The 13,155-nt window shown below is 45.0% G+C and carries 4 protein-coding genes; 2 read left to right on the top strand and 2 right to left on the bottom strand.

The window, feature by feature from the left end; translation table 11 throughout:
* Positions 1 to 1,475, bottom strand: a 1,475-nt coding sequence (locus tag R7Z10_RS23260) for a Calx-beta domain-containing protein (protein ID WP_277987947.1), incomplete at its 3' end; no start/stop codon positions are given.
* Positions 1,476 to 1,864: 389 nt separating this feature from the next.
* On the opposite strand from R7Z10_RS23260, the gene R7Z10_RS23255 reads away from it, so the two are divergent.
* Together R7Z10_RS23255 and R7Z10_RS23250 are read left to right on the top strand one after the other, a co-directional pair.
* The gene (locus R7Z10_RS23255) at positions 1,865 to 3,178 is read left to right on the top strand and encodes a TolC family outer membrane protein (RefSeq protein WP_021707835.1); all 1,314 of its coding nucleotides are present in this window, start codon (positions 1,865 to 1,867) and stop codon (positions 3,176 to 3,178) included.
* Between the two features lie 2 nt (positions 3,179 to 3,180).
* Positions 3,181 to 3,795 carry an OmpA family protein gene (locus tag R7Z10_RS23250; protein WP_005377363.1) on the top strand — a complete coding sequence of 205 codons (615 nt, stop codon included), beginning with the start codon at positions 3,181 to 3,183 and terminating at the stop codon, positions 3,793 to 3,795.
* A gap of 87 nt (positions 3,796 to 3,882) precedes the next feature.
* Here R7Z10_RS23250 and R7Z10_RS23245 read toward each other — a convergent pair whose 3' ends face one another.
* Complete coding sequence (locus tag R7Z10_RS23245) at positions 3,883 to 13,149, bottom strand: tandem-95 repeat protein (protein WP_318106170.1); 9,267 nt, start codon at positions 13,147 to 13,149, stop codon at positions 3,883 to 3,885.
* Positions 13,150 to 13,155: the final 6 nt, after the last annotated feature.

Raw genomic sequence — 13,155 nt, 5'->3', positions numbered from 1 at the left:
TGCCCAGCTGGCACCGTTACCACGCCATCATTTGGCACTGCAACCCAACCGGAGCCTGTGTTGTATTCTAAGGTGCCCAAGTCACCGGTTTCGGTGTCACCTAAGTTGAGGCCTAGCTCGACTTGAACTGTAGACTCGGAAGCATTCGACAGCGTCACTTTGAAGTTCGCCGTATCCCCCTCATTGATGGTGCCAGCATCGGTAATAGTTACATTCGGGCGGTCATCATCCGGATCGGGGCCTGGCCCCGTGCCGTCATCCACTATCGTCGCCGTACCGGTATCACTGCCTTGCACTGCGCCAATGCCAGTCACCGTCACACTGAAATCTTCTGGGCCTTCATAAACAGCGTCATCAATGGCAGCGATGCGCACATCAAACTCAGTTTGCCCAGCTGGCACCGTTACCACGCCATCATTTGGCACTGCAACCCAACCGGAGCCTGTGTTGTATTCTAAGGTACCTAAGTCACCGGCTTCGGTGTCACCCAAGTTGAGGCCTAGCTCGACTTGAACTGTAGACTCGGAGGCGTTCGACAACGTCACTTTGAAATTCGCTGTCTCGCCCTCATTAACCGTACCTGCATCACTCATCGTTACCGCTGGGCGATCATCATCAGGATTTGAGCCAGGTCCACTACCATCATCTAAAATAGTGGCAGTCCCAGTAACAGGTGTGCTTTGTTCTTCTGTCGTGCCAGAGAGCGTAAACGTTTCTGGGCCTTCAAATATAGAGTCGTCAATAGAGTCTATAGAGACCGTAAAGCCACTTTCACCCGGTGGGATCGAAATGGTAAAGGTTCCGCTTTCACCGACTGAAACTTCTTCTGTTGTACCATCAGAAAATGTTATGAGGACACGCTCATTGACGTAGTCACTCCCGTTATCGTCAGCTGAGCCGCCTGTTGCGGTTCCATCAAGGAGAGAAAGAATGACATCAGTATTGTCTTCAGTTGTTTGACTTAGAGTAATATCGAATACAACTTGGTCACCTTCGTTGATAGTCGGACTAGATATTTCTTGAACTAATATAGTCGGTGGTACAGGGCCATTAATTACTCTGAAAAGATCCAACAAAGATAGTGCTTGAGTTGTAGATAGTCCGATTCCATCAATACCGACGGTCTCAAAATTCGTACTAGCCAACAATTCAGCGCCAGTACGATCTATTGCACCAGTATTTTGGGGGCTAGAACCACTTTCCTCACCAGCAGCTGGCTCAAAATCCTCACCAAGAGCAGCCGGGTCTTCTCCACTAGCGATAGCCTCGATTAGCGCAGTGACATCATCAGTAACGTTAATTGAACTACCTTGCGGTGTTACCTGTTGTACAATTAATTCTGATGTATCAGAAACTTCCTCAATAATTAATTCACCAGGCTGAGGTAGCTGACCACTTTCAAGACTTCTCAGGTTCCCATCAAGCCCTATAACCACGACATTGCTCATCAATGAACTTAACGCTACTCGATCCATGCTCTTCATCCTTGTATTAGTTTAATTAAAGGCTTGTTACTGCACTAAACACGTCTATAGTTTAGACAAAATATGAATTTTTCGTTTTATTCCAAGAGGATTTAGTTTTTTGAGAGTAATAAGGAAAATAACCGAAGAATTTGCCTTCATTTAAACCAGTTTCCGCTATGCTCTTAAGATAAAAAGGTTTTCTACGAAAAAATCGACCACTTACCAAGCAAGCTTTGCCTCGTATGCTAGAGTTTAGAGAGTAAGATTGTTGTTTTTTATTGAATTAAACATTTAAACATCAACAAGTTGATAATACGCACTAAGAAAATTCATTGTTTGTAACTTCTCGTCTCAAATATGAAACAGAATAAGAGCGACATGATTTTAGGAGAACTAACGTGAGATGGAATCGAGTACATATAGCCTGCTGTTGCTTAATAGTGTCTTCACCAGTTTTCGGTCAAACTCTAGAGCAAGCGGTTGCACAGACGCTACAAAATAACCCCGATATTAAAAGTGCATTTAACGAGTTTATGAGCCAGAAGTACATAAATGAAGCTTCATCAGGTGCTTACCTCCCCTCTGTTGATCTAGATGCTGGAATTGGATATGAAGGATTAGACCCGTCAGATGAAGTTGGTCGAGGAGACACGGATTACACTCGAAAGGAAGCTTCAGTGACACTGACCCAACTAATATGGGATGGTAGCGCTACGTTAAATGATATTGATCGAACCGCAGCTGATGCTGAATCTGTTAGATTTCAACTCTTAGCAGATGCTTCAGATAAGGCACTTGAAGTGACTAAAGTGTACTTGGACGCTGTTAAAGCGTATGAAGTCCTAAAGCTTTCAGAAAACAACCTTGCTGTTCATAAAGATATTTACGATGACATTAAAAAACGAGTCAACTCGGGTATCGGCTCTACTGCTGACTTGACGCAGGTAGAAGCACGTTTGGCAAAAGCACACGGAAACTTAGCTGCTGCTCAAAATAACCTGTATGACTCTCACACGATGTTCACTCGTTTAGTCGGTCAAACACCACAAGGGTTAATCTTTCCGAGAGCGGACCAAAACTTTATCCCGTACACGGTTGATGAAGCGGTAGGCTTGGCATTTGAACTTCATCCCGTTATTCAAGTGGCGCTCGCAGACGTAGACTCGGCTAAGTTTCAATACAAACAGTCTAAAGGTGTTAATTACCCAACCATTTCAATTGAAGCTTCGCAAACATGGCGTGACGACGCTGATGGTTTAAAAGGTCGAAGTGATGAGACACTTGCCATGCTGCGTCTACGCTACAACCTATTCAATGGTGGCAGTGATGCAGCGAACTCAGAAAACTTTGCCTACCAGCTAAATAAAGCAAAAGACTTGCGTGAAGGTGCCTATCGCAATGTTGAAGAAGGATTAAGGCTTTCTTGGAGTGCGCTTGATTTAACATTACAACAAAAAGAGTTTCTATCAGATCATGTAGACTCTGCGTCTGAGACCGTAATTGCTTACGAGAAGCAATATCGCATCGGTAAACGAACACTGCTTGATCTATTGAACACTGAAAACGAGCTCTTTGAGGCGCGTAAAGACTACTTAGATTCTAAATACGCAGAGCAGTACGCCAAATATCGAGTGATGAACGCAACTGGGCAACTGTTGAGTGCATTAAGGGTTGAAATGCCTAAAGAATGGCTAGAAGAAGTGGAGTATTAATTATGAAACACATAGCTTTTATTACACTCTCATTAATGCTCTCCGCATGCAGTTCATCAGATCGTGGTGATGAATATGATTACATAGATACCCCAATTGCCGATCAGTGGGCTGATCATATAGATGATGACTCTGACGGAGTCATTAACGAGCGAGATTTGTGCCCGGGTACACCTTTGGGTGCCGAAATAGACAACGACGGTTGTGGTTCGTACGTTGACTCCTCACAAGAAATGCAAATTCGAGTACTATTTGCGAACGATTCCGATGTGATCAACCCTATCTTTACGCAACAAATTCTTGAACTATCAGACTTTTTGAAAGAGTACCCGAACACGTCTATAGAGATTCAAGGTTATGCTAGTCGCACTGGTACTGCAGAACATAATCTTGACCTATCTAAGCGCCGCGCTGAAAACGTTAGAAAAGAGCTAATGAAGAATGGCATTAGTGGAGATAGAGTTACCATTGTCGGCTATGGAGACACAGTACTTGCAACACAAGGTACAGACCAAGTTAGTCACGCATTGAACCGTCGAGTAACCGCAACAGTGATTGGCCACAAGGGTGAAGTGAAGAAAGAATGGACCGTTTTCACAACACTTCCAAAAAGCTAGCACAACAATAAACAGACCGTAAAAATAAAAGGTCTAGCAAATTGCTAGACCTTTTTTGATTTTAAATTTGACTACAGTTTAGCGCTACTACATGTCTTTGTACTGAGCTTCTAAACTCGCAATTAAGCTTTGAGTCACATCATCAACACTTGCACCGTCAAAATGGATGTCCAATGTCGAGCTCCCTTTTGTAATACTCAGGTTTGCCTCAGATCCCCCGTCTGGTGCCACTTCTACATGATACTCTCCGACATCACCAGTATGATCACCTGATTGAAGATCATTAAGAAGCTCTCCAATTTCATCTTTAGATAAGTCGTCAAACAGATCTGAGAAGTCTAGAGCGTCTTCATTTTTATTGAAGTCAGTGACAGTATCAACATCGTTAGTGACTTCACTCCACTTAAAGATGTCCGCCCCTTCTGACCCTGTTAAAGTATCACTACCTAAACCACCAATCAGAATATCATCCCCTTCACCGCCAACGAGTATGTCGTTGCCACCATGACCAAATAGTAAGTCATCACCAGCGCCGCCATATAAATTATCCGATTTATCTCCTTGGTGAGTTTGGTTGAATTCTTCCAAGTTATTTCTAACGTACTCATGTATATCTTCGCCGTCAACGGTAGACACATCCTGACCCGTTTGCTGCGCCACATGTGATTGAATCGCACTTAAGCCTTGTTCATTACCACCAAACTCAATTAAGTCACCTAACAAGATATCGTTACCTTCACCTCCTTGAATAGTGTCTGAACCTTGTTTGAGAGGTACATCTTGACCCAATATCGTTTCAGCAAGCTTAGTAACATCAATATCTGACTCTACCACACCATCAGTGTCATACTGCTTGAGTGTATGTTCATCAACGCCACTCCCAAGACCTATCGCTTCTATAGAGGACAATGCCGCTAGTACTTGATACATGTGTTGAGCTTGTGTCGAGCTATTCCCTTCATCGTAATAACGGATAGAGCCATAATATCTGTCGATATCGCCAAGGATTCTTCCTGTTAGCGGTGAATAAACCTTACCGTAACTATCTATAACGACATCACCTTTGTAGGTAACTGTTTGTCCGTATGAGTAATTGTTTTTACTCGCAATATCTTGCAGGGTAACAAGCTTGCCAGAATTATCGACGTCCAAAATCACTTTCGAGAATTCACTCGGTGCTACACCATAGAGGTATGTTGCTCTATTTGGTTGACCATCCGTAACAAAGTACGTGATATTTTGGCCATTAGGGTTAGGTTGACTGCTGAACCATTCAACGGCCGACTGTAAGCCCGCCTCATAGTTTGTGCCGCCAGAACCCTCATCATCAATTACACGATTCAACTCTTCTACAAACTCTTTTCTTGCTGTAAGAGAACTCAAGTCAACAGAAATCACCGCTGATGCACTTGAAGCAAATTCACTAAGGTGAATATTCACTGTCCCTGGCTTCTCTCCTTGATTTACCGCACTTAACAGCTCATCAAACACATCTAGCACTTCTTGCTTCGCAGTTCCTACCCAGTTACCCATGCTCCCTGAAGTGTCCAGAACAAATGCGATGTTGTAGTCCTGACCTGCAATGATCTCCAATCCTTGAACATCACCAACAATAATATCGTGATCGTCACTACCCGTTATCTGATCATTCCCATGCGATCCCGACTCCAACACATAGTCACGAGCTGTAAGCTCAACGGATTCAGTTGTTGAAGCTGCGTCATTATTTGATCCTTCAACAGACGTAGCAGTAACGCTTAGCGGGAACTCTAAGCTGCCTTCATAATCGAATGGCACTCTGATATCCAGGGAAAGCTTACCATCTGTACCAAGAGTGACAGGGTAATCTCCATTTGAATCTTGCTTAATTGCGACCCCATCAACATACACGTCAACACCGTCTGGTAGATCTTGTACAAGAGCAGTCTGCGCTAAATCCTCACTTCCATCGACATCAACTAGATCAACATCCACATCGACCGAAATCCAGCGATCTTGAAGCACTTCATAAGTGCCATCAGGTTTCAAATCAACAATTTTGTCTGCAAAAACAACGCGTTCAATTTCATATAAATGATCACCTCGGTCATCACTACCTGTATGATCGTTTACCGAATCGATAGAACGACTATCTAATAAAATCCAATATGGAACTTTACCTCCATGATCGTCTTTGAAGGTCATTTTGTAGTCATCAAAGTTCCCTGTTAAGTAGACTGTATCTTTACCATCATGCAGAGTAAGACTGGTCGCGTCATCACCATAAAACGTATCATTGTTACCACCGCCAACAAATACGTCATCGCCACCGCCACCATAGAATACATCGTTGAAATCTGTCCCAACAAACAAGCTGTCGGTGTCACTTAAGTCAGTATTGACTCCCAACACAACACCAGCGTGTGTATTAATTTTAGGTACTGCATTATCCAACCCAAGGTTGGCTGCGACAGCCTCATTTTCGGTATTGGTATTATTTATTGCCGATGTAGCTAAGTGATGGTTTGGATCAATAGCATCTCGTTTAACTAAGTCGCCAACATTGATCGTGATCGTAGGTGCATCTGCGATAGCAACAACATTGATATCAAGTGTATTTGTTACGCCAGTATTTGTGGTATAGCTAATTAATGGAACGTCACCTGACCAATGCTCAGCAGGTTCAAATATGTAACTACCATCTCGGTTTACTAGTAACGTACCACTAGTCAAAGAAACACTTTCGCCTACCTCGTAATCAGCACCATCGATAGTAAGATGATCTACCATCAGAATATTGTCGCCGTCAGAGTCATTAAGCAATACATTCCCTTGTAGAGTATTGTCTTCTATGGTTTCGCCCAAATCACTTTCCGTTTCCGTCGGTAAGTTCTCATGTACTACAACATTGATCGCCAAGTTAGATTCTGCTGAATCACCATTCGAGCTTTCTGTACTCGTTGCAGTCAAATTGATAGTGAAGTCATCATGGGAGCCCGCAGGTGGAGTCACAGTAAGTGCATCTAATGCCCAACTTGTCACGTCCAGTTCTTCATCAATAGTTGCGACAGTAATAGAACTATTTCCATCTGAAAGGATCGCACCTACAGGTAAGCCAGTTAGCGTGACTTTAAGTGATTCAGAGCCATCTGTATCATTTAAGCTTGCTTTAATTTCAGAGAGCGGTATCGCTGTATCTTGTAACCCTTCGTTCAGCTGGTATGTTTCGTAAAACGCAACACCATTAACTTCTTGTAGTTCAGACGTTCTGATATCAGTTGCTTCTAGTGCACTTTCATCACTAACTACGTAAAGACTACTATTGCTCAGGTTGACAGGCGCTTGTCCATTAATGGATACATCCACATTAAAGTTACCCGGACCACTTTGGTTATGGTGATAAATTTCAATTGGATAAAAGCCAGATACCGAAGGGGTAAAGCTAGCTCCCTTAATATCACCACTGTCGCTCCCCCAACGAGCTTGATCAAGTAACGTACCACCCAACTTAATTGCAAGGCTATCATCGGCTTGACCGACAAAGTCGTAACTCGAGCCAGCTTCGAGATAAACAAGAGATGTGACTAGAACGGCCTCATTTGCCAAGGTTGCATGAGTCCCTAAATCTTCCACATTTGCCCAACTCAATCGAGTACCATCGGCTTCATTAAGAGCGTTGATCGCTGAGATTAGAGTCTCTCCATTGACCCCCATACCATCACTAGAACCAACTTGAACATTACTCCATGTCGTAACGTTAAACTCTTGTTGAGGCAATGAGTTTAATGGCGTCACTGCAATTAAGTTCGGTTTGTCAGCTACAGGGTTCACGTCTATTGTCAGTGTCGACTCTTGACCAGAGCTCTGCCCATCTGTCGGTTTAAAACCAATTTGAGCGTAACTAGATTCCTGATCTCCGACTTGATTTCCGCCGAAGCTGTCACTGCCTGATTCATTTAATTCAGGTACAAAACGAACACCGTTTTCCTCAAAAAGCGATTTATCGAGGACTTGATCGATTTGTACAGACTGCCAATCGCCTTGCGAATCTCTGTACTCTAATGAGCCATCGCTAGGAAGCGTTGTAATTTGGACGGATAGATCTGATACATCAGAGTCCACATCGCTAATACCGAATGATGACCAATCAAGCATCACTTGAGTATCTTCATTCATCTCAACCACTGAAGGCGAAGATTCAGGAGCATCATTCACATTTACCAGAGAAACATTTACCTCGGCAGTATCAATCCCGCCAGTTCCATCGATAACCTCAACCTGAAGCGTATAATCGCCCAAGTCAACATCATCGATTGTCTTGTTCAATGAAATCTCTCCACTTGTCGGGTCGATATCAAAAATACCATTAGTGCTCGAGCCATCTGCAAAGCGGTATACAAGCACGTCATTATCGTGATCTTCAGCAACGACCGTGCCGATAACGGCCCCACTCACCGTGTTTTCGTTAACTGACCCGAAGTCGTAAACATCATCATTTGGTTTGTCACCAGCACTATCGCCGCCAGAAATAAACTCTGGAGCGTGCTGAGCATCTATAATAGAGACTGTTACTTCATTCGAGTCACTTGCAAGCGTCGAATCTGCACCAACCGTATCAATTAGAGTCACGGTTAGGTTTTCAAGATCTTCGTAAATACCATCATCGAGAGTTTTTATATCAATCGGCGCCGACGTTTTACCCGCTGGAATCGTGACTGTGTACGTACTTGGAGCAATATAATCTTTGTCATCAACATTCCCTCCGATTGTGAATGTTACCAGTACATCTTCATCTGCTTTTTGGTCAATGTTGACGATAAATTTTGCATCACTACCTTCATCAACTGAGGATTGATCTGAGCTAATAGTCACTTTCGGTGCACTTTGGGCATCAACGATCACAACACTTGCGCTGTTATTTGAAGCAATGCTCGCATCAGCGCCATCAACCTCTTTAATGGTTACTGTGAAAGATTCTGCGCCCTCATAAATACCATCGGTGACCGTCAGTAGGTCAAGAGCAGCTGAAGATTGACCCGCAGGAACTTCAACACTCAGAACGCCAACAAAATCTTTTCCATCTTGGGCCACGCCACTATATTCGACATGAACCGTAACACTCTCATCTGCAACTTTATCAAGTGTCAGCGTAAAGCCTGCCGTTTCACCTTCATTTACGCTGTTTTGATCGGCACTAATACTAACTAAAGGTGCAGGATCAGAATCCACAATATTTGCGTTACCAGTTGCAATACCATTACTGGTGACACTACCGATTTCCGTAACCGTCAGACCAAAGCTCTCATCACCTTCATGGACATTATCTAGTTTGGTCGGGACTGCGACTTTAATTTCAGCGACACCTGGAGGTATGGTAACGTCTCCATTAGGCGCCATATCTAATGTTTGAGTTTGACCATGAGTATCCACATAGGTCACTACCATAGTGCCTAAATCAACATCTTCCGCAGTATAGCTATCATTTGTTGTTGACTTCAGATTGACGACAACGGCCTCTTGAACAGGGTTAGAGAGTAAAACGGTAAATATTGCGTCAGTTCCTTCAATGACATCGCCGGCATCTACTACGCTAAGTTTTGTACTGTCATTATCAAGAACTGTTGCCGTCCCCGTTTCACCGCCGATCTCAAGAACGATCGTTTCGCTGCTTTCCACAACCAAGTCATCAATAGTCGGAATCGATATTTCGAAGCTACTTATACCTGCAGGAACAATCAAGTAACCACCTAAGAAAACAACACCATTTGTATAGGTTGCATTTGATAGATTTACGTCATTCTTATCAACTGAAGAACCTTGAGCAAGCATATCAACTTGGTACTTAACGGCAGTGCTAGTGGTTTCATTTAGAACAACCGAGAACGTGACATTGTCACCCTCAGTCACGCTATCACCGACCACAGACAGGCTTGGCCCATTTTCAGCAATATTACCATCTAGCATTTCATTAACGATATTGACTGTAGATGGATCGCTAACGCCATTTTCAGAGTCGACTGCCACATATCCAAAGCTGTCTTCGGCAGGTACACCTTCTACATAACGTAACTCCCAGTTCCCTTCATTTTTCGTAGAAAAATCTAACTGAGTAATGACCGAACCTTCAGGAAGAGCTAGATCTTTCCCATAACCAACGCTTGTTTCTTGGAATAGCATGAAGTTGCCTTCAGGCTTCAAAAACTCGAACGTTTGAGTCTGTTGGACATTATTTGAATCTAAGTATGTAACCGTAATAAGTGCTGCGTTGTCATCACCGTAATCAAACAATCCACCTAATCCATCTAAGCCAAGGTTTACGCTGCCCACAGGATTATTAGACAAATCGATCGTAATCGTTTCACCTTTCTCAATACCCTGCCCATCATTGTCAGCGATACCATTGCCGATGTGTGACACCTGGCGGTTGTACTGCGCAAGCTCACCGCTATCAGAAGAAATGGTGATAGAAGCTCCATTTGCTAAATGCTCAGTACGGGAGTGTGATGGACCTCCGTCCTCACTTAGCCCCCAATTATTGAAATCTGTTGTAGACTCGGAACTATTTAGTGTATCTGGGCGATCCTTGATACCTAATAAGAAACCCACATTATCAGCTTCATAGTAAAGGCTGTCTTTGTCATAAAGCGTATCGCTTACTTCTTTAATTTCGTGCAGCTCACCATCACTATCTTTAAAGAACAACGTACCTGAGGTTGGCAGTTCAGTAATTCGGACATGTAGATCGTTGCCTTTTAAGTCGTCTTCAACATCCGCGATATGATCTTGAGAGTCACCGTGACCCAGAGGCTTCGTATCGGTATCAAACACAACGTGCGTAAGCTGATCATCGGCCACATGCGTAAAGTCTTCACTGTCAGGTTTGTCGTTTACTGGCGTGACATCGACGTTAACAATGGTGGATTCACTGACACCACCGGAGGTGACGATGTAGGTGAAGCTGTCTGCCCCGTGGAAGTTGTCGTTTGGCGTGTAAGTGACGCTGCCGTCCGGGTTGACCGAGACCGTGCCGTTAGCTGGACCGTTATTGGTATCCAGCGACACCACTTTGTCGTCGCCTTCGAACGTGTCGTTACCTAAAACCTTGATGATGGTTGGTGTGTCTTCCACAACCGTCGCGCGGTCAGATTCAATATCTGCCACAGGCGCCACTGTGAAGTTCACCGTTTGGCTAACGCTTTCACCGCTTGGATCGGTGGCGGTAAAGGTTAGGGTTTCTGAGCCGTTCCAGTCCGCAGTTGGGCTAATGGTCGCGATGCCATTTTCAATCGACACCAACACGTTGCTGTTGCCGGACACTGAGAAGTTCAGTGCGGAGTCGCTGTCTTTAAATGCGTCGTTTAAATCAATCGTGTAGATCGTAAAATCTTCTGCTAACACTTGATCTGAAATCACATTGTCGACTGTTGGTGCATCGTTAACGCGATTCACAATCAAACTATCACTGTCGCTAACCGTTGGATTAACACCATCCGATACTGATGCGCTGATCGTTAGGTCTTTAAGGTTGAGTTCGTCGTTGTTAACCGCGTCAACACCCGCTTGAGTCAGTTTGACTTCATCGCCAACTAGCGCAAAGTAGCCGTTTGAGTTGTTTTCTAAAGAAACGGTTAATTGCTCTTCTGGCGTGTCGATATCAGCGACTTCCAACGTTGCCACTACCGTATCGGTATTCACTGCATCTTCAGTGATACTTTCTACAGCATCGACCTTGATCGTTGGCGCATCGTTTACTGGGTTAACGGTAACAGCTACTTTCGCTTGGTCAGTCAGCGAACCATCAGTGATGGTGTAAGTGATTTCGGCGTCACCATTGAAGTTCTCGGCCGGTGTAAAGACCAATTTTCCATCAACAATCTCAACTGTGCCTTGCGCTTCAGGTACAGACGCCGATTGGATAGACAACTTATCGCCATCAATATCGGTGTCGTTTGGCAGGACATCAATCGTCACTGGCGTGTCTTCGTCAGTAACGGCATTGTCATTGGTCGCCACTGGCGCATCGTTCACTGGCGTCACATCGACGTTCACCGTGGTGGACTCACTGACCCCACCCGACGTGACGATGTACGTGAAGCTGTCTGTACCATGGTAGTTATCGTTCGGCGTGTAGGTCACGCTGCCATCCGGGTTGACTGAGACCGTGCCGTTGGCTGGGCCGTTGTTGGTATCCAGCGACACCACTTTGTCGTCGCCTTCAAACGTATCGTTACCTAAGACCTTAATGATGGTTGGCGTGTCTTCCACAACTGTCGCGTTGTCTGCCACGATGTCCGCTACAGGGGTAACCGTAAAGTTCACCGTTTGGCTAACGCTTTCGCCGCTTGGATCGGTGGCCGTAAACGTCAACGCTTCTGAGCCGTTCCAGTCTGCGGTTGGAGTGAACGTAGCAATACCATTGACGATCGCCACTTGAATGTTGCTATTACCAGAGACGCTAAACGTTAACTCGCCATCCACGTTATCCACATCGCTGAAAGCGGTATTCAGATCGATGCTGTATGGCGTAAAGTCTTCCGCCAAGGTTTGGTCTGCAATGCTGCTTTCAACCACAGGCGTGTCGTTTACGGCATTTACGGTGACATTGACCGTCGCTTGGTCAGTCAGTGCACCATCGGTCACGGTGTAAGTGATTTCAGCATCGCCATGGAAGTTCTCAGCCGGTGTGAAGACCAGTTTGCCATCAACGATCTCAACTGTGCCTTGTGTTTCAGGTACGGAAGCCGATTCAATCGACAGCTTATCACCATCAATATCGGTGTCGTTTGGCAGGACATCAATCGTCACTGGCGTGTCTTCGTCAGTAACGGCATTGTCATTGGTCGCCACTGGCGCATCGTTCACTGGCGTCACATCGACGTTCACCGTGGTGGACTCCGATACCCCACCGGACGTGACGATGTAGGTGAAGCTGTCTGTACCGTGATAGTTGTCGTTTGGCGTGTAAGTGACGCTGCCATCCGGGTTGACCGAGACCGTGCCGTTGGCTGGACCGTTGTTGGTATCGAGCGACACCACTTTGTCGTCGCCTTCGAACGTGTCGTTACCTAAGACCTTAATGATGGTTGGCGTGTCTTCCACAACCGTCGCGTTGTCTGCCACGATGTCCGCCACAGGCGCCACTGTGAAGTTCACCGTTTGGCTAACGCTCTCGCCGCTTGGATCGGTAGCGGTAAAGGTCAATGCTTCTGAGCCGTTCCAGTCTGCGGTTGGAGTGAACGTAGCAATGCCATTGACGATCGCCACTTGAATGTTGCTGTTGCCAGAGACGCTAAACGTTAACTCACCATCCACGTTATCCACATCACTGAAGGCCGTATTTAGATTGATGGTGTATGGCGTAAAGTCTTCCGCCAAGGTTTG

The sequence above is a fragment of the Vibrio sp. Vb1018 genome (assembly GCF_033338775.1).
Lineage (GTDB): Bacteria > Pseudomonadota > Gammaproteobacteria > Enterobacterales > Vibrionaceae > Vibrio > Vibrio alginolyticus.
This window is presented reverse-complemented; position numbering and strand designations above follow the sequence as displayed.

Excerpts from the sequence above, each read along its gene's own strand:
- R7Z10_RS23250 (WP_005377363.1), top strand. The coding sequence starts at position 3,181 with ATGAAACACATAGCTTTTATTACACTCTCATTAATGCTCTCCGCATGC.